The 17601-nt window shown below is 58.1% G+C and carries 17 protein-coding genes; 9 read left to right on the forward strand and 8 right to left on the reverse strand.

The window, feature by feature from the left end; all coding sequences use genetic code 11:
* Window positions 1-12: 12 nt before the first annotated feature.
* Complete coding sequence (locus NHH03_RS13585; RefSeq protein WP_253156944.1) at window positions 13-1092, reverse strand: acyl-CoA desaturase; 1080 nt, start codon at window positions 1090-1092, stop codon at window positions 13-15.
* Between the two features lie 1120 nt (window positions 1093-2212).
* Between NHH03_RS13585 and NHH03_RS13590 the strand changes: the two genes are divergently transcribed.
* The 3 genes from NHH03_RS13590 to NHH03_RS13600 all read left to right on the forward strand — a co-directional run bounded on the left by NHH03_RS13590 (window position 2213) and on the right by NHH03_RS13600 (window position 5223).
* A complete protein-coding gene (locus tag NHH03_RS13590) occupies window positions 2213-2611 on the forward strand; it encodes a hypothetical protein (protein ID WP_253156945.1) in 399 nt (132 codons plus the stop codon).
* Window positions 2612-3004: 393 nt separating this feature from the next.
* A complete protein-coding gene (locus NHH03_RS13595; RefSeq protein WP_253156946.1) occupies window positions 3005-3895 on the forward strand; it encodes a hypothetical protein in 891 nt (296 codons plus the stop codon).
* 128 nt (window positions 3896-4023) lie between these two features.
* Window positions 4024-5223 carry a pseudouridine synthase gene (locus NHH03_RS13600; RefSeq protein ID WP_253156947.1) on the forward strand — a complete coding sequence of 400 codons (1200 nt, stop codon included), beginning with the start codon at window positions 4024-4026 and terminating at the stop codon, window positions 5221-5223.
* Between the two features lie 78 nt (window positions 5224-5301).
* On the opposite strand, the gene fba is transcribed toward NHH03_RS13600, so the two are convergent.
* The gene (gene fba, locus NHH03_RS13605; protein ID WP_253156948.1) at window positions 5302-6312 is read right to left on the reverse strand and encodes a class II fructose-bisphosphate aldolase; all 1011 of its coding nucleotides are present in this window, start codon (window positions 6310-6312) and stop codon (window positions 5302-5304) included.
* 92 nt (window positions 6313-6404) lie between these two features.
* Here fba and NHH03_RS13610 point away from each other — a divergent pair, with 92 nt between their 5' ends.
* The 3 genes from NHH03_RS13610 to NHH03_RS13620 are packed head-to-tail and all read left to right on the forward strand — an operon-like array spanning window position 6405 to window position 8565.
* On the forward strand, window positions 6405-6983 hold the full coding sequence (locus NHH03_RS13610; RefSeq protein WP_253156949.1) for an anthranilate synthase component II: 579 nt from the start codon (window positions 6405-6407) through the stop codon (window positions 6981-6983).
* A 14-nt stretch (window positions 6984-6997) separates the two neighbouring features.
* Window positions 6998-7621: a DUF447 domain-containing protein gene (locus tag NHH03_RS13615; protein WP_253156950.1), complete on the forward strand. Its 624-nt coding sequence runs from the start codon at window positions 6998-7000 to the stop codon at window positions 7619-7621.
* Complete coding sequence (locus NHH03_RS13620; RefSeq protein ID WP_253156951.1) at window positions 7618-8565, forward strand: GHMP family kinase ATP-binding protein; 948 nt, start codon at window positions 7618-7620, stop codon at window positions 8563-8565. Before NHH03_RS13615 ends, NHH03_RS13620 begins: the two co-directional genes overlap by 4 nt.
* A gap of 89 nt (window positions 8566-8654) precedes the next feature.
* Here NHH03_RS13620 and NHH03_RS13625 read toward each other — a convergent pair whose 3' ends face one another.
* The 3 genes from NHH03_RS13625 to NHH03_RS13635 form a co-directional block, all read right to left on the reverse strand.
* Window positions 8655-9557: a dihydrodipicolinate synthase family protein gene (locus tag NHH03_RS13625; protein WP_253156953.1), complete on the reverse strand. Its 903-nt coding sequence runs from the start codon at window positions 9555-9557 to the stop codon at window positions 8655-8657.
* A gap of 225 nt (window positions 9558-9782) precedes the next feature.
* The gene (locus tag NHH03_RS13630; protein ID WP_253156955.1) at window positions 9783-10724 is read right to left on the reverse strand and encodes an SMP-30/gluconolactonase/LRE family protein; all 942 of its coding nucleotides are present in this window, start codon (window positions 10722-10724) and stop codon (window positions 9783-9785) included.
* A 10-nt stretch (window positions 10725-10734) separates the two neighbouring features.
* Window positions 10735-12231 (reverse strand): endo-1,4-beta-xylanase, encoded by a 1497-nt coding sequence (locus tag NHH03_RS13635; RefSeq protein ID WP_253156956.1) that lies wholly within the window; start codon window positions 12229-12231, stop codon window positions 10735-10737.
* Window positions 12232-12501: 270 nt separating this feature from the next.
* Between NHH03_RS13635 and NHH03_RS13640 the strand changes: the two genes are divergently transcribed.
* Window positions 12502-13410: a phosphoribosylaminoimidazolesuccinocarboxamide synthase gene (locus NHH03_RS13640; RefSeq protein ID WP_253156957.1), complete on the forward strand. Its 909-nt coding sequence runs from the start codon at window positions 12502-12504 to the stop codon at window positions 13408-13410.
* 20 nt (window positions 13411-13430) lie between these two features.
* Here the strand turns inward: NHH03_RS13640 and hemQ are convergent, their stop codons facing one another.
* Window positions 13431-14279, reverse strand: coding sequence for a hydrogen peroxide-dependent heme synthase (hemQ, locus tag NHH03_RS13645; protein ID WP_253156958.1), 849 nt, complete (start codon window positions 14277-14279; stop codon window positions 13431-13433).
* Between the two features lie 741 nt (window positions 14280-15020).
* Between hemQ and NHH03_RS13650 the strand changes: the two genes are divergently transcribed.
* Window positions 15021-15893 carry a DUF1571 domain-containing protein gene (locus tag NHH03_RS13650; protein ID WP_253156959.1) on the forward strand — a complete coding sequence of 291 codons (873 nt, stop codon included), beginning with the start codon at window positions 15021-15023 and terminating at the stop codon, window positions 15891-15893.
* Window positions 15894-16023: 130 nt separating this feature from the next.
* On the opposite strand, the gene gatC is transcribed toward NHH03_RS13650, so the two are convergent.
* Window positions 16024-16311, reverse strand: a complete 288-nt coding sequence (gene gatC, locus NHH03_RS13655) for an Asp-tRNA(Asn)/Glu-tRNA(Gln) amidotransferase subunit GatC (RefSeq protein ID WP_253156960.1) — start codon at window positions 16309-16311, stop codon at window positions 16024-16026.
* A gap of 7 nt (window positions 16312-16318) precedes the next feature.
* A complete protein-coding gene (gene rpmB / locus NHH03_RS13660; RefSeq protein WP_253156961.1) occupies window positions 16319-16585 on the reverse strand; it encodes a 50S ribosomal protein L28 in 267 nt (88 codons plus the stop codon).
* Between the two features lie 443 nt (window positions 16586-17028).
* On the opposite strand from rpmB, the gene NHH03_RS13665 reads away from it, so the two are divergent.
* Window positions 17029-17517 carry a hypothetical protein gene (locus NHH03_RS13665; RefSeq protein ID WP_253156962.1) on the forward strand — a complete coding sequence of 163 codons (489 nt, stop codon included), beginning with the start codon at window positions 17029-17031 and terminating at the stop codon, window positions 17515-17517.
* The last annotated feature ends 84 nt before the right edge of the window (window positions 17518-17601 follow it).

Raw genomic sequence — 17601 nt, forward strand, 5'->3', positions numbered from 1 at the left:
TGGATTGTCGAATCAGGCCGCGGTCGAGTTGTCGCTGGCTTTTTCGAGAGACTTTTCGTTGGCCTTCTTTTCGGCGGCGTTGCGGTAATCGACAACGTCCCAGACCAATCCCATCGCACGGAACAGACGAATCGCTTGCCAGGTGATGTCGAATTCCCACCACTTGTGACCGTGCCGGGCCATCCGCGGGTGAGCGTGGTGGTTGTTGTGCCAGCCTTCGCCATAGGCAACGATCGCTACCAGCCAGTTGTTGCGGCTGTCATCGGTCGTCTCGTAGTTTTTGTATCCCCAAATGTGCGACGCGCTGTTGACCATCCAGGTCGCATGCAGCACCAACACCAAGCGGACAAACAGCCCCCACACCAACAGCGACAGGGCAAGTTCGCTACCACCGAAGTAGTAACCCGCGCCAAACAAGATGAAACCGCTGGCAATGTGAATTGGCAAAAACATGTAGTCCATGAATCGCATTCCAGGCAACTTGTACAAGTCAGGTGCCCAGCGCTGTAGGTACGCTTTGCGGTCGCCATTGTGCGTGTGATAGGCCAACCAGAAAATGTGGCTCCACCAACCGCCGTCGTGAGGCGAATGGGGGTCGCCTTCTTGGTCGCTGTGTTTGTGGTGTTTGCGGTGATCGGCCACCCAGTCCAACGGCGTTCCTTCACCAGCCAGTGATCCGACGCCCGCCAGAACGTATTTGAACCAGGTCTTGGTTTTCATGCCCGAGTGAGTCAGCAGACGGTGATAGCCCAGGCAGATTCCGATACTGCCGGTCAACCAGTGCAGCACCAGCATCACCACCAGACCGGGCCAAGAGAACGTCATCGGTGCGGCGATCAAAACCACCGCGTGTGCCATGCCCAACCAACCGATCGCCCACCAAGACAAGTTGGACGCGCGTTTGCGTTCGGCTTTGGTGGCATCAAGCGGATCCGGGGTGCGTTGCTTGCTAACAACCGCTTGGGGCGCGTCGCCCGAGCCGTCCTGCTGCAACTCTGATTCGGCTGCCGGTGACAGCGGCAACTCCAGGTTGCTAGCATCGGCAGGTGGTTTTCGACGTGATTTCCGTGGAGTCTCTACTACATTCGCCATCGCGACGATTCCTATGGTCAGAGCTGTCAATGAGTTGAGCGGCCCTCGTTTGCCGTTCAAGTTGCAGAAGTTTACGGATTTCCGGCTGGCTGTCTGTCTCGATTCAGACGTTTCGATGTAACGCTGGTGTAAAAGATTCCGCGTCTCCCCTCTGTGGACAGGAATTCACCAGGCATTGGCGTGCGACAAATTGACGTTTGCACACCAGAGACGGTGGATTTCAGCCAGCCGCCAAACTCAACCCAATTTCGTTGACCGGCAGCAAGCCAGGTCGGCGCGGAGCAATCCAACCGACTGAAACGCTTTCGAGCTCATTAAGATGCGGCATTGGGCCGATGTTCCCAGTTACCGGTGAGAGTCTGCTGTTAAGACTCGACGCGGACGAACAGGACGAATGGCTTCGGAAAGTTCACTGTGGGAGTGAATCGACGCGGTCAGACGCTTGCGAATTTGGTTTCAAACGCGGCTCAGTCTCTCGCAATTGCGGGGAACTGAGCCGTTTTTTTTAACCGCAGCGTTCTAATCACAACCCGATGCGCGAGCGAAGGATCTTGGGTGTGAGTGGGAACCGATCCCTCGCTCAATCTTTTTGAATCCAGGCGGCACACGCTTGGAGGTCGTCCGGCTTCGCGTGCCACCCTTTGGGAGAGTCACATTCCCTCGATCCCATCTCTACGCCAACGGCGTTCAATAGCTTAGCCCGGGGTCACTGCCGAAGCTGCTGGAGGCAGGTTCGGCAGGAACCCGGGTGATCATGCAACCGTTTTCCCCGGCGGGATTCGGCGGCAAAGCCGCCGAATCCCGCAGAATCTCACAGAGCAGCGCGTGTTCCCGGTTCGCAACCTAGGGTGGCGGTTTGCTCGCTGCGCTCACAAGACCTGACCCTAGGCTAGGTGTGTCTAACGCCGTTGGCGTAAAGAGACCGCAACCCGAATCAAAATCTTCGCCACACGGTTTTCCACCCACCCTGCAAACCCACCCTGTTGAGCCGTGAGCGAAGCTGGACGCCCGCCCCGTGGAAGAGTGAAGAGATCGAAGTCGCGATTTGCCGATCTATTATTTATCCTAAATGGCATGCCGAGGGAAAAACCGAGCGGCAGCCACTGGGAATTAGATTGTGATGCAAACTCTTCGTTACCTGTGGGCAGCCCCCAACACGGCGCTGGCTGTCGGCATCGGCTTGCTGCTGTTTGCCAGGTTTCGAATTGTCGAAGGGGTCGTCGAAATGCATGGTCCGATGGTCGCCTGGGTTCTGCGCCGGCTGCCTGTGTCGGCCTTGGCGTTGACATTGGGCCACGCGGTGTTCGGTCAAGACGCGATCGCGCTCGATCAAACGCGGCGTCACGAACATGTCCACGTCCGACAATACGCACGCTGGGGCCTGTTTTTTATTCCGCTTTATTTGGGGTGGTCGGTTTGGTTGTATTTGCGGGGGCGTGACGGTTACATGGAAAATCCGTTCGAAATCGAAGCCTATGCAGTCGATGACGCCTCAAAACCCCATCGCTGCCCCGAATAAACCTGCCTTTGCGATCGAAAAAAAACGTTCTATGCAAACGAACCTTCAAAAGGACGCCGGCGCAGGCCGGCAACAGCGCCCGTTTGAAACGCTTCTGCCAATTTTATCGTTTTCCAGGATTCCCGCCATTTCCTGAATGCGTTTCTACTTGGTTCTGCCTTTCCGCCGAACTATGCTGAAGGTGGCAAGAGGACCGATTTGCGATCATCCCCTGGGGAGGTTCGGGCCGCGAATCCAAAAGCCTAGATCCTCTGGCCCGGTTTTATCACCGCTGATCTGACGCCTTCACCGGCGCCAGATTGGTTTGGTGACAACAGTATCCCCATTTCAACGGCCTGAACCGAATGCCAGTCTCATCTTCGGCAGGCCCAAAATCGCACAAGGAATCTGATCGTGTCCAATCGCACCAATTCTCCAGCACTGTCCACTCTTTCGCGACGCGTGTTCGCCGGCGTTTGCAGCTGTGCCATCGCACTTTCGGCGGGATTCGCATCGGCGGATGCCCCAGCGGCCAACGATTCGGTTCAAGCCGAATTGTTCAGCGCAATCGACGCCGGCAAGGTCGAGGCCAAATTCATCGCCCTCAATACGACCAAAGCCAATGTGCTGCTGCGTAACCTGACCGACCAACCGATGACCCTGCAACTGCCTGCTAAATTTGCCGGCGTCCCGATCAATCGCCAGTTTGGCGGTGGCATGGGCGGTGGCGGCATGGGCGGTGGAATGGGTGGCGGCATGGGCGGTGGAATGGGTGGCGGCGGTGGCGGTCAAGCCATGGGCGGCGGAATGGGTGGTGGCATGGGCGGCGGAATGGGCGGTGGAATGGGTGGCGGAATGGGCGGTGGCATGGGCGGATTCATGAGAATCGCTCCCCAACGCGAACAAAAAATCGCCGTGACCACGGTCTGCCTGGAACATGGCAAACAAGACCCAACACCGAAGATGGCATACAAGATCGTCCCACTTGATGTGGTCACCCAAGACGACCGCGTTCACGTCCTGTGCACTGCACTTGGTAACGGGCAAGTCGCACAGAACACTGCACAAGCAGCGGCTTGGAACCTGATGGACAAACTGTCCTGGGAAACCCTGGCAGCCAAAAACCGCGTGGAAAGCAAGTACACCGGAAACGTCCGCTGGTTCTCGCCGATCGAAATCCAATCGGCGATCGCTGTGGTCCGCGAAGCCACGCGGATTGCCGAAAGCCAGAATGGATCGGAATCCAAGTCGGTGACGAGTGAGTCTGAGTCCCTGTCGAGCGAATCGCTTTCAACCGACAGCTGAACATCCGGCTCTGGATCGAGCGAAACCACGATTCGCCCCGGCGAATGCGATTCTTCACTATCGCAATCGGTTGCGTCTGGTAACTTGTGGGGTCTGGTTAAAGACCTCCACTGCACCAACCAACGATCATGCCGCGTCGCTCTTATCAAAATTCGTCTTCGAAAAAATCTGGCGGCCACAAGGCTGCCGGCGGAAAGCCTGCTGGAAAGAACACGAAGCGTTCGGCGAAGAAAAAGAAGTCCTCGGCACGCAGTGAATCTGCTGGCAGCGAGAAGTCGTCAGACAAAACGGGCGTGCAGCAACCCGCGGCGGCCAAACGCCCCGCCCGCAAGTCATCCACCCGCGCTCGAGCAACTGCCACAGCAGACTCCACCCGCACGACTCGCGATCGGCCACAGCGATTGCAACGACTGTTGGCAGCCGCTGGATTTGGTAGTCGCCGCCAATGCGAATCGATGATCGAAGAAGGCCGTGTCGAGGTCGATGGCAAGGTGATCAGCGAACTCGGTGTGACGGTTGACCCCAAGGCCAGCAAGGTTCGCGTCGACGGCGTCCCGTTGCGCCCACAGAAACTGGTCTATTACGCGGTCAACAAACCGACCGGATACCTAAGCACCAACGCCGACCCGCGCGGACGCCAGCGTGTCATCGACTTGGTCCCCAATAGCGAACGCGTCTTTCCCGTCGGCCGGCTCGATCAGAGCAGTCAGGGGCTGATGTTGTTGACCAACGACGGCGATTTGGCACAGCAATTGTCGCATCCTCGTTTCGGCGTCCGCAAAGTCTATCGCGTCACGGTGGCCGGCAAAATTGATGGCGAAACGATGCGAACGATGCGCAAAGGAATCTACATTTCCGATGGATTTGTTCGCGTCGAAGGCGCCAAAATTTTGAAAACGCGAGGCCGTGCGACGGACCTTGAAATCACACTTCGCGAAGGCAAAAACCGCGAGATTCGCCGTATCCTGGCCAGCATGGGGCACAAGGTTCAAGTGCTGCGTCGGATCGCGATCGGTCCGCTGCGATTGGGTGATGTTCCCATCGGTGCCTATCGCCAACTAACGCGAGAAGAAGTTCAGCGGCTGAAATTGGCTATCGAACACAGTCGCGACGAAGTGCAGGCCGAAGGCGAAGAGCGAAAGGCGCGGTCGAAAGCGACCAAGGGAACCAAACGGCGAACGTCAGCGAAACGCTCGAGCGGCAAACACTCGCGGCCCGAAACGCGGTCCGCAGTGACCTCGCGGCGAACCAGTCGCAAGCCAACCACCACGCGAGTCACGCACAAACCCAAAAGCTCCGACGGCGGATCCGTCATCGGCGGCGACTGAAATGGCCAGGTGAAACCTGGCGGTTACCCTGCCATCCACGCTGGTTTCAACGTGGATGGTTTGGTTTGACTCGCTAGCTTACAGCTTGGCAGCTAGTTTCGATCCGTTGCCGGCTTGGCCAAACGCGGTCATGCGAGCGACGCAAACGTCTTTCATCGCGGTGCGAGCGGGTTTTAGGTAGGCACGTGGATCGAATGCCGATGGATCTTCCTGCAGTACTTTGCGGATTGCACCGGTGATCGCCATGCGGCAGTCGGTGTCGACGTTGATCTTGCGAACACCGCTCTTGATACCGCGCTGGATCTCTTCGACCGGCACGCCGTAGGTTTGCTTCATCTTGCCGCCGAACTGGTTGATGATGTCCTGCAGTTCTTGTGGCACGCTGCTGCTGCCGTGCATCACCAGGTGGGTGTTCGGCAATTTGGCGTGAATGGCTTCGATCCGCGACATCGCCAAGACTTCGCCGGTCGGTTTCTTGGTGAATTTATAGGCACCGTGGCTGGTACCGATGGCAACGGCCAAGGCGTCGACGCCGGTTTCGGCAACGAACTGTGCGGCTTCATCCGGGTCGGTTAACAATTGGTCGTGCGTCAGTTCACCGACGGCTCCGTGGCCGTCTTCCTGTTCGCCTTCGCCGCTTTCAAGCGAACCGAGGCAGCCGAGTTCGCCTTCGACGCTGACGCCTTGGGCGTGAGCCATCTCGACGACTTTCTTGGTCACACGAGCGTTGTACTCGTAATCGGCGGGGGTCTTGCCGTCTTCTTTCAGCGATCCGTCCATCATCACGCTGGTGAAGCCGTTTTCGATTGCCGATTGGCAAGTCTCGGGGCTGTTGCCATGATCTTGGTGCATGACAATTGGAATGTGGGGATACAATTCCGTTGCCGCAACCATCAAGTGACGCAGGTAAGCGTCTTGAGTGTAAGAGCGTGCTCCGCGTGAGGCTTGGATGATAACCGGCGAATCCGTCTCTTCGGCGGCTTCCATGATCGCCTGGATCTGTTCCATATTGTTGACGTTAAATGCTGCAACGCCGTAATCGTTTTCTGCGGCGTGGTCGAGCACAACGCGAAGAGGAACCAATGCCATGATCAGCTACCTTGAGGTAAAATGAGAGTCGAATGTCAATGTTTTGCCGGGGATTATCGCTCGCCTGCACCTGACCGCAAGGGTGCAATGGCATGATTCTGCTGTTGGACAACCAGGACTCCTTTGTTCACAACTTGGCGCGTTATTTTCGCCGTACGGGCGTCGAAACGCGCGTGATCCGCAGTAACCAGGTGACCGCCGACCAGGCGTTGGGGCTTTTTCCCCAGGCAATCGTGCTCTCGCCGGGCCCTCACGGACCGGCCGACGCAGGTTGTTGCATCGATCTGATTCGCCGGGCACCGGCGGACCTGCCGATCTTGGGCGTCTGTTTGGGGCACCAAGCGATTGGGGCGGCGTTTGGGGGTGGAATTGTGCAATCCGAACCCCGTCATGGCATGTCCAGCCCGATTCAGCACAACGGCGATGGCCTGTTCCGCGACTGTCCCAACCCGATGGACGTCGGCCGCTATCACTCGCTGGTCGTCTCTCGCGATGATTTCCCGGGCTCGTTGCGGATCACCGCGTCCAGTACCGACGACGGCGTGATCATGGGCCTACGCCATCGAACGCGGCCGGTGTTTGGCGTGCAATTCCATCCCGAATCGGTGCTCTGCGAGTCGGGTGACCAAGTGATCCAAAATTTTGCCTCCTTAGCGACCTGCCCCTCGTGATTCTGGAATCGCTCGTGACGACCGTTGATCCGCAGCACCGCGTCAATCTGGCGCCGATGGGGCCCGTGCTGACCAATCCGATCGCCCTGTCAGGCCCCGACGGTGGCGACCCCGGATTTGTGCTTCGCCCGTTCCAGGGTTCACGCACCTTCGCGAACTTGCAGGCAACCCGCCGAGCGACGGTCCATGTCAGCGACGATGTGGAACTGTTTGCCGCCGCAGCGATCGGTCGACTCGGCGACCCGGCCGATCTTGTTCGCCTGACGGCTGATCGCAACTGGGCAATCATGTTGCGTTGCCATCGTTGGTTCTGCTTGCAGATCACCGCGATCACGCAAACCCCACCGCGATTTGAAATGCAATGCCGCGTCGTCTCGTCAGGCATTCAAGATCCGTTCTTTGGATTCAACCGCGGCAAACACGCCGTGATCGAAGCTGCGATTTTGGCGACACGCACGCACTTGATCTCCAGCGATGAAATTCAATCGCAACTGCAATCCCTGCGTCCGCTGATCGACAAGACCGCTGGCGAGAGCGAACGCCGCGCGTTTGACGCGCTGGTCGACCAGATCAACTGTCGCAGCCAGGCCGCCGCGCCATCGACGCCTCCGCCGACCGATGCGGGTGAATCGCAGTGACGGCGACGCCCCGGCAAATTCGAATCGAAACCGGCGCACGATTGCACTTCGGTTTGCTTGACACCACCGCTCCGTTCGGTGGGCTCGGTGTGATGATCGACCAACCGGCGACTTGCATCGAACTCGCGCTGCACGATGTCGACTCGATCGATCCTCGGATCGCTCGCCGCGCCGCTCCGATCGCAGACCGATTGCGACGTTGGATCGGCATCGAATCACTGCCGCCTGTCACGATTCAAATGTTGCAATCCGCGCCGGCACACAGCGGGCTGGGCAGCGGGACTCAGCTTTCGCTGGCGATCGCCGAAGGTCTGGCGCGGCTGATCGGACAAGACCTGCCGACTGAAACATTGGCCTGTCAGATCGCCGACCGTGGCAAGCGTTCTGCCGTCGGAGTCCACGGCTACTTTGCCGGCGGACTGATCTACGAAGCTGCCCAGGCACAGTCACCGCGGTTAAATCCGGTCCGTCGGCGGATACAGCTTCCTTCCGCCTGGCGAATTGTTGTGTTACGTCCGCGTGACAACGACGCAACCGTTTCCGGCGCGGTGGAACGGCGCAAATTTGCTCGACTCGCGGCCTCGCCAGATCCGCCGCGCGAGCAGTTGCAACAGGTGCTCACCGACCAGCTCTTGCCCGCAGCAGAACAGGGTGATTTCGACGCCTTCACCGCAGCGGTCGGGCGCTATAACCACGCCAGTGGAATGCTCTTTGCCGCGGCTCAGGGCGGCCCCTACAACGGCCGCGTCGTCAGCGAACTCGTCGCGAAACTGCAAGCCGCCGGTGCCGCGGGCGTCGGCCAAAGTAGTTGGGGGCCCGGAGTATTCGCTTGGTGCCCCGACCAAGCCACTGCCAAGCACCTGGCCGCTCAATTCGGCAGTGCGTCGGTGGCAACCAACGTTGTGCAAGTCAAATCCGATGGCCGTAAACTAGTGAGCGCCTAGGGAGATCCAATCGATCCAATGGCACGCTCGGAAAAAACGGAAAGCAACCGTGTCAGGTAAACCTTCGCCTACGTTGCGTCCCAGGGGGATTAGGTCAGCATTTTGACGGCGGATCGGATCTTGGCCAAGATCGGTTCGTCTAGATCGCTGAGCATTGGCAGCAGCGGCCCCGTGGCGGCGATGCCGGCTTCGGCGACGGCGTGATGCAGCACTCGAATGGGACTGTATTCGTTGCGCAGGTCCTCCAGCGGCAGGAACCATTGGCGAATCGACTCGGCGGTCTCGTAGTCCCCGGACTGAATCGCGTGCAGCATTTCCATGCTGCGAGCCGGCGCCACACAGACACATCCGCTGGTGAACCCGGTGATGCCAAAATCTCGCAGGTGAACGATCGCCGGTTGTTCGCCGATGCCGCTGACCATCCGCGAGGTTGGAAAGACGTCGCGCAGTTCGTCCAGGTAGTCGTCCTTGGACGGGTCGTCGAGTACCACAGCGTATTTGATCCATGAAATCACGCCGTCACGTTCCAACGATTCGACGAGTTTTGGATCCAGCCAGCGATCGAATTTCAAATACAACACCAGCGGCTTGCCCAACCGTTCGGCCAGTCGGCGCAGGCCGCTGGCGATTCCCTGTTGATCGACGATGTCTCGCGAAGGCAACAGCATTGCGGTGGAGTACGGAAGTTCTCGCAGGATATCGACTTGGTCGACGGCCAAGCCATAAGCCGGGCCGATGGCGGGAACGATTGTGGTGTCGTCAGCAGCCAGCTCGCTTAGCATTTCCAGTGTGCCCGCGAATTCACTCAACCGCATGTGATAGAACACGGCGTTGCCGCCATACAAAATCGATCGGATCCCGCCGGATTCCAAGTAGCGAATGATTTTTTCGTTTTCGACCCGACAAACTTCGCCGTCTGCGTCGCGGGCGAGCGGGGGGACGGCGTAAACACTTTTGGCCAGATGGTCGGGATCAAATGGACGGGTGAGCATGGTTTCGATCTTGGCAGAGGGAGCTGGTCAGAAATTTTGAAGTGGTGTGTTTGAGCGAGGCATTGGTTTTGGGTAACCCGACGCGTCAGCGAGGGATCCCGTCAACACCCTAAATCCCTCGCTCACGCTTCGGGTTGGGATAGCAACGCAACTTCAAAACCCAGAGGTCGGGTTGTGATGAAATCGCGACTTCAAACGGCCCGGCGGTGAGGATCGACGCGGTGGCTAATGCAACCCGGGAATCGGCATTTTGACGCGGTACAAACCGGTGCGTGCGGTCACGTACATTGTTTGCCAGTCATCGCCGCCAAAGCAGACATTTGCCGGTTGCTCGGGGAAGGAAACGACGCCGCGCTGTTTGCCTTGGGGCGAATAGATTTGCACGCCGATGTGGGTGGTGATGTAGAGATTGCCGTGAACGTCCAGTGCGATTCCATCAGCCCCGGTGTCGCTGGATCCGGCGGGTTGTTGCAGCGTACAGAACGTCCGGGGCGGCGATAGTTTGCCAGGTGCAGTGACGTCATAGACCAGCATTTCCGCCTGCTTGCTGGGGCAGACATACAATCGTTTGCCGTCGGGCGACAATCCGATTCCATTGGGCGCCGGCAGGTCCGTGCTGACCCGGCTGACATCGCCGCCGGGGGCGATGTAATAGACCGCCTGAGCCGATTGCGGCAGCGGCGTGGGAGCTCGGAACAAGGGGTCGGTGAAATAGATTCCGCCTTGGGAATCGACCGTCAAATCATTCGGGGCGTTGAATCGTTTGCCTTCGAATTGGGATGCCAGCACGGTCGCGGTCGCCGTTTCCAAATCGTACTGGACGACTTGGCCATCCATTTGACAGCCCAATAATTTGCCATCGCCGGTGACGACCAGTCCATTGTTGTGTTTCGAATCGGCGCTGAACGTGGTGACCGTTCCGTCGCTGGCTAATTGGTGAATGGCGGTATTGGGAATGTCGGTGAAGAACAAGCGTTTGGACTGCGGTTCCCATGCCGGGCCTTCGGTGAATGCAAACCCGTCCTGAACCAATTCGACTTTGCCGATCGGAGTGATCGAATCGTCAGCCGGTTGGCCAACCGCCACCGTCGTGGCGCAGGCCGTCGCAGCACAGATCGATAGGGTCAGACAAACCAATCGTGACCAGCAAGCACATGTCCCTTTCATGATCATCATCTCAGGTTAAAAGTTCTTGTCGAAGACGTTCAAAGTAGTCCAACATCGGCCGCGCCACACCCACCGAATCGATCACTCCGGAATGGCTTTGCACATGCGGTTCATTGTCCGCCCAGCCATCCCACACGATTCCATGAACCATGTGTTTTGCCAGCAGCGTGCGCACGATCGGACCTGCGATGCGCAGCTGGTTGGCGGACAGTTCTTGTTTGTTGGATCCCGCCACCAAAGTCGCTGGGTTCAACATCGATTTTTCGTCCGGGCCACAGCCGCCAGGGATCGTCAGCTGTACCAGCATTGGCATCCCCAACGTTGCCCAGCGGTCGATCATTTGACCAAAGTCCACTGCCGATCGCGGTAGCGTGCAGTTGCTGTCGTAGTTCAAACGCACATCCAGGCCGACACCGGCCATCCCCAGTCCGCTGCGGGCGAGCGCATCGGCAAAGTGCAAGGGGGAAATCCCGTCGCGGTGTTTGGCGAGGTATTCACCGAATGGCTGGTCAAACGAAATGATCGCCGGCGTGTTCGGGTCGGCGCGACGCACCGTTTGCAGAACCGCCACCGCCAGCCGCATCACTTGTTCGTCATCCAGCCGAACCGGTCCGAGCGTGTTCAGGCCGGTGGCGCAGTTCCACAAATGAATCGATCCGCGGTACCGATCGACGACTCGCTGTGTGTACTGGGTCACCGATTGAACCAGCGAATCGAAATTATCTTCGATCAAATACAGCCAGGGCGGCATCAATTGCTTGCGAAAATCAATCAGAGGTCCGCCGATGACGCGAATCCCACGTTCAGAACACCAATGGATCGAGCGGTCGCAGGTGTCAAAGTCAAACCGGCCGGCCTCCGATTCGATGCTGCCCCAACTGAGGCGGACGGCGGCCGAGTTGAATGCTTTTTCGAATCGATTGCTCAGCGCCGATCGGGTCGGCGCCGGCGGCACCACGCTACAGGCGAGCAGTGTGCCGAGTTGCGGTTCGCGCTGTTTGCGATAGGCAATCGATTGCACCGCAAACGATTCCCCCAGATCCGCGATCGCTTGTTCGAGCGTCGCGATCGCCAGCATGGCACAGCGCGAACATTCCTCTAAATCCGATTTGGATTCGGTCGCGTCCAGGAACTGCGATGTCCCCCGCTCCAACAATTCGTCGAACCGGTCACCAAGTGACAGTCCGGCGCGTTTCCAATTGCTGGATTGAATGCGAGCTCGGAAACAACTGCCACGCGCCAGTTCCAAAAACAATGGGTAGGGGTCGCTACCCGGCATCAGCGAACAGGTCGACAGCGTGCGGTAACCCAGTCCCTTGGTCGGACAGGTCAGGAACAGTTTGCCCGAGGTTTCGACCGGGCGTGTGATCGACAGCACACCTTTGGAAACGGTGTTGTTACATTCCCACGGAACGCCCTCGATGCCACAGATGTAGGCATCTTTCCACAGCGTTTGTTTCAACAGCTGAGTCGAATCGGATGGGACGGCGAAGTGAAATTGCCCCATGAGTTCGGGCCAGACAATCCGTAGTGGGGGCAAGCAAGGGTGCGAGTTGTGAGCAGCGCCATGAATTCAACGCGGCTAGTTTACTGTGTCGGCGGTCCGTCCGCGACCACGGCTCAGGGGCTGGTTGTGGGCCGCTGTAGGATTGTCAAGAATCTAACCCAAGCCGGGTGGAAACGGTGCCGGTTTTGTAGCGTGTGCGGCCGATCTCTTGCGCAGTCCAGGGACTGCGGCAGAGGTGTTGATTTTCAAACCTTTTCATCAAGGATCACTGTGACAAAGACTGACCAAAATCCTGCGGAATCGCTGTATCAATTTGATGCCGCCGGCGCGCTGCTGCGCACCGATTTGCCGTTGCCACGAAAGAGCGGCAAGGTGCGTGACCTGTACGAACTGGACGACGCATTGTTGGTCGTTAGCACCGATCGGATCAGTGCGTTTGACTTTATTTTGCCTAGTGGTATCCCCGAAAAAGGACGGCTGCTGACGCAGATGAGTGCGTTTTGGTTCGATCACCTGGGGGTGCGACACCATCTGAAATCGACCGATGTTCCACCGTCGCTGGCCCAGCGCTTTGACGTCCAGTCGCTGCAAGGGCGTGTGATGGTTGTCGAAAAGGCACAGGTGGTGCCCTTTGAATGTGTCGTTCGTGGCTACCTGGAGGGCAGTGGCTGGCGGGAGTACCAGGACACCGGCCAAGTTTGTGGGAACCCGCTGCCCACTGGGCTTCGGCAATGTGATCGTTTGCCCGAACCGATCTTCACCCCGGCGACCAAAGCCGAGCAGGGGCATGACGAGAACGTCTCGATCGACCGCATGATCGCCGATTTGGGGAGTGAACTGGCGCTGCGGTTGCGTGATCTGACGCTGGACATCTATTCGCGGGCGGCCCGGCACGCTCAGTCACGTGGGATCATCATTGCCGACACCAAATTCGAATTCGGCTTGGTCGACGACGAACTGGTTTTGATCGACGAGGTTCTGACGCCGGATTCGTCACGGTTTTGGGACGCAGCGGCCTACGCGCCCGGCGCCGCTCAGCCGTCATTCGACAAACAGTTTGTCCGCGAATGGTTGTCCCAGTGCGGTTGGGACAAGCAGAGCGATCCGCCGGTGTTGCCCGATGGGATCATTCAGCAAACGGCCGCCAAGTACCGTGAAGCATACGAGCGTTTGACCTAAGCGGGGCGACGTCGAATCGTCTACGTCGCAGATCCTACCTTGCAGTGGTTCAAGATTTCGTCGGCGGTTGCGCGATAGCCGACATAGAACGGTCCGAATTCAGCGTATTTGGCGCTGGCGAGATCGAATCGCATCTTGTACACGATCTCTTTCAGGTACTCGGGGTTACGCCCCCATAGCGTGACCATCCACTCCCAGTCATCCAGTCCTACACCGACGGTGATCAGTTGGGAAACCTTGCCGGCGAAAGCCATTCCGCTTTGGGCGTGTTCGGCCATCATCTCGTTGCGGTGGCTGAACGTTTCGGTGAACCAGTTGGCACCGGGAACACGACTTTTGTTCATCGGGTAGAAGCAGGCCGAGGGTGAATCGGGGATCTGCGGTCGTAGTCGTTGCTCGTTCATCATCGGCAAGCGTCGCTCATAAGCCGCGACTTTGGCGTTGAGTTCGTCGGAGTCCGGTTCGCTACCCTCGGCGATCAGCCGCTCGCGATATCGCTCGATCGTGGGCACGTACTCACTGACTTCGCTGAGCGAGACGAATGACCAGACGCCTTCAATGAATTGGCCCAATGGTGGCGCCATGATCGACTGGTGAATCGCGTCGACTTTGGCGGGATCGGGATCCATCACCATCACCGCAAAATCAACCTCATGCCCGCTGATCCAATAAGTCGACAAACGTTCGGGCATTTCAGATTCCGACGGCGCGAGTGCCTGCAGGAACTGTTTGATGCATTGATCGTTCAATGGCGTTGCCATCGCTTCGCGACGAAAGCGATAGAAAAAGTGGCCGCAGTGCCAGCCGGTTTCCGGCGTGGTCGATGGCTCGGGAAGCGGGGCGGCGTGTGGATTCGGGCGACCGGTCATAGACGTGTTGTGCGAGCAGGGGATGGATTTTTTTAGAAGGGCGTTCTTGTCGCAACCCGACGCGTGTCGGCTGATTAAATCAATCGCTCGGTTAGCCAGGGATTTTGCGTTTGATTGCAATCCCTGGCTAACGTGGTTTGAAGTTGCGCTTTTCATCACAACCCGACGCGTGAGCGAGGGATGGATGTATGGGTGTTAACGGGATCCCTCGCTGACGCTTCGGGTTACCAAAAACCAATGCCCCACGCAAAAGCGCTGGCTTCAAAACTGACGCGTCGGGTTAGGAAAACCCTTGCCTGGCGCGTCAGCGCAGCTTCAAATGTTGAAATCTCGGGCCAGTTCATGCTGGCATCGCGACAAATGTGGGGATGCCATTGTCCCAATTTTCCTCGGTCCGCGCAAGCCCACGCTCAACGGGACGGTGGGCGCCAGGCGAATGTCGCTTGGCAGCCTCGGTGATGACGCCTGGAAACTTGAGCTCCATTCGAATTCCTCTAGCATTTTAAGAGGCAAATCCGTTAACAAGGAGCGTCCAGCAGTGTTAGTGTGTCGATGTGGGCGATGTAACCACCCTTAAATTAGATCAGTTACGATGATCACGTCACTGGCGAGGTGGTGTAACGGTTGCTCGGGTTGATTCCCTGCCTGTGGATCTTCTCATCTTTATGTAGCGACAGCGGCGATAGGACGTGACAAGGCCATTGGTTTTGGTCGTCCGACGTACGCAAGGAAGCCATCGGAATGCAACGCCGTCAATTTTTTGCCCTGCTGGGCTCGCTTGCCGCGCTTTCTGCCGCGGACCAGTCGTTTGCCAAACCGCCCCATTTGGTGGAACCGGTGCATCGAGTTGCCAATGCACCTAGCATTGCACCGCCAGCCAACGAACCGCTTTCGCCACTGGATGACGCATTGCAGCGGGCGCGTCGCAGTCTGGCTCACTGCAAAGAATCTGTGACCGACTACACCGCATTGTTGATTAAACGTGAGCGAGTGGGCGACGTGCTGGGGCCGCACGAATACATGACCGCCAAGATTCGCTGTCGCAAGTTAGATGGTGACCAGGTCATTCAGCCGCTGAGCGTTTACCTGGGATTCGTCAAACCGGCATCGATCAAAGGCCGCGAGGTGTTGTATGTTGAGGGGCGGAATGACGGAAATCTGATCGCGCACGAGGGTGGTTTTCGCGGCAAATTCTTGCCCACGGTGAATCTACCGCCCAACGGGACGTTGGCAATGCGCGGCCAGCGCTATCCGATGACCGAGATCGGTTTGCAGAATCTGTTGGTCAAACTCATCGAGCGCGGCGAGCAAGCCAAGCAATTGGACGATGTCCAGGCCGAGTTGCGACCTGGCGTCAAAATCAACAATCGGCCCTGCACGCTATTGACGGTGACCCAGCCCACCAAGCGTCCTGAGTTGGAGTTCTATCAAGCCAAGATCTACATGGATGATGAACTGAATCTGCCGATTCGCTACATCGCTTATGATTGGCCGGAGCAGTCAGATACCAAGCTGCAGGTGATTGAAGAGTACAATTACTTGAATCTGAAGCTGAACGTCGGCCTGACCGACGCCGACTTCGATGCCAATAATTCCAGCTACAGCTTTTATTGATCCTATGCCCAGAGCGGCTAACGGATCGCTGTGGCATTCATTGGCGGTGTTTCCCGTAGCTGGGCCCGCCAGGGTTCAGGCCGACTGAACCCTGGCGGGATCAGCTACGACACTGATCGTTTCTGCGGCCCTAGCCCAGCACGGCAGGGACGCGAAAGCATTCCTCGTCGGCCGCGGGGGCGTTCGTCAGCGCGGCTTCCCGGTCCAGGCCAGTGGCGGGGGTGTCGGCGCGCCAGCGATTGTCGACGTCCAGCGCAGTGGTCATCGGTTCGACGTTTTCAGTGTCGAGCTTTGAAAGCTGGGCCACGAAGACGAGAATACTCTCGAGTTGGGGCAGTAATTGCCCCACTTCGTCGTCGGAGATTTCCAGCCGCGCTAGCAGCGCGAGCTTGCGAACGTCGTCTGCGGAAAGCGCCATGATCGAGCTACTTGGCGCCGCTGACGTCAAACGGCTTGATCTTGACCGTCTTGCGAATGGCTCCGCTGCGGATGCACTGAACGCATACTCGCATCGATTTGTTGTCGCCCTCTGGGGTCGTCACGTGGACTTTTTGCAGGTTGGGAACAAACTTGCGGCGGGTGATGCCGGTGATTTTTGTACCGACACCGCCAAGGTATTTCGCCTTACCACGAGTTTCGATGCGGTTTCCCATTTGGACTTTTTTGCCGCAAACTTCACATTGTCGTGCCATTGCACATTGCCCCCGCATTCGTGACGCGGGGCTCCTCAGCCGGTTGTTCGTTGATTCGATTCTGTCTCAGTGCGCTCTCGCAGCGCGTGTTTTCAGCGCGAGAGGGTTCAAGACTATACAAAGCCAATCGCTAGGGCGAAAGAAGTAAATCGCAGCCAAAGTTTCTTGAGTGAAAAACGACAGATTCCTCAAGTTCGCGACCACATCGACCGAAAACCTTCTCTAAGCCTCCTTCTCGTACCCTCACCGTGCCCTGTCCCCCCCGGAGCCCTGCGGCTATGTCCGAACTCGATTGCACCTCGCCGCACCGAATGTCGCACCGATCGCCAGTGGACTCTGTCGCCATCCCAGCGGGCTCTTGCCGGCAAGCGTGGCAAATCAGCCTGATCATCGGCTGCCTGGTGATCTCCGGTGTCGGTTGTGCGTCAATGGAGTTGCCGGCAATGTCGAAATTAGACCTGCTGGCACCGGCGCCGGGACTGCTCTCGCCGGGAGCCGCCAAGCAGGCGTCGGGCTATCAAACCGCCGATGGCACGCTGCCGGCAGAAACAATTTCCAGCGACGGTTCGATGACGATGGAGGCCTACCAGCGAATTCGCCAGGCCAAGGCTCAGAATGCCGTGGTGTTGCAAGTCGCCGGCGATGAGCAACCCATTCGAGTACTGCCGCTGCCCAGCGGGCAACGCAGCGTGTTTGTCAGCGAATTGTTGAATCAAACCGGTGTGCTCAAGAAATTCGGTCGCGTCGATGCGACGGTTTACCGACCATCGCCGGAATCGATCTCCGGCATCCGCATGGATGTTCAGTTTGGCGAAGGCGGCCAAATCGATCCGTCTAGCGATTATGCGTTGCGCCCCGGCGACCGGGTCCAAGTTCGCCAGCGGACCAGCAGCGGGTTGCAGAGTTTGGTCGATATGGCGCTGCGTCGCTAAGAGCTTCGCAGGTGCGATTTATCGCAACCCGACGCGTGAGCGAGTGATTTAGCCGGTTGACCAGATCCCTCGCTCACGCGCTTT

It is taken from the genome of Stieleria tagensis (assembly GCF_024129865.1).
Lineage (GTDB): Bacteria > Planctomycetota > Planctomycetia > Pirellulales > Pirellulaceae > Stieleria > Stieleria tagensis.

Coding starts and splice junctions, on each gene's coding strand:
- NHH03_RS13630 (WP_253156955.1), bottom strand. CDS start 10,724: ATGAAAGGGACATGTGCTTGCTGGTCACGATTGGTTTGTCTGACCCTA.
- fba (WP_253156948.1), bottom strand. CDS start 6,312: ATGGCATTGGTTCCTCTTCGCGTTGTGCTCGACCACGCCGCAGAAAAC.
- NHH03_RS13590 (WP_253156945.1), top strand. CDS start 2,213: ATGCAAACTCTTCGTTACCTGTGGGCAGCCCCCAACACGGCGCTGGCT.
- NHH03_RS13600 (WP_253156947.1), top strand. CDS start 4,024: ATGCCGCGTCGCTCTTATCAAAATTCGTCTTCGAAAAAATCTGGCGGC.
- NHH03_RS13665 (WP_253156962.1), top strand. CDS start 17,029: ATGTCGAAATTAGACCTGCTGGCACCGGCGCCGGGACTGCTCTCGCCG.
- NHH03_RS13635 (WP_253156956.1), bottom strand. CDS start 12,231: ATGGGGCAATTTCACTTCGCCGTCCCATCCGATTCGACTCAGCTGTTG.
- NHH03_RS13585 (WP_253156944.1), bottom strand. CDS start 1,092: ATGGCGAATGTAGTAGAGACTCCACGGAAATCACGTCGAAAACCACCT.
- hemQ (WP_253156958.1), bottom strand. CDS start 14,279: ATGACCGGTCGCCCGAATCCACACGCCGCCCCGCTTCCCGAGCCATCG.
- rpmB (WP_253156961.1), bottom strand. CDS start 16,585: ATGGCACGACAATGTGAAGTTTGCGGCAAAAAAGTCCAAATGGGAAAC.
- NHH03_RS13625 (WP_253156953.1), bottom strand. CDS start 9,557: ATGCTCACCCGTCCATTTGATCCCGACCATCTGGCCAAAAGTGTTTAC.
- NHH03_RS13650 (WP_253156959.1), top strand. CDS start 15,021: ATGCAACGCCGTCAATTTTTTGCCCTGCTGGGCTCGCTTGCCGCGCTT.
- NHH03_RS13610 (WP_253156949.1), top strand. CDS start 6,405: ATGATTCTGCTGTTGGACAACCAGGACTCCTTTGTTCACAACTTGGCG.
- gatC (WP_253156960.1), bottom strand. CDS start 16,311: ATGGCGCTTTCCGCAGACGACGTTCGCAAGCTCGCGCTGCTAGCGCGG.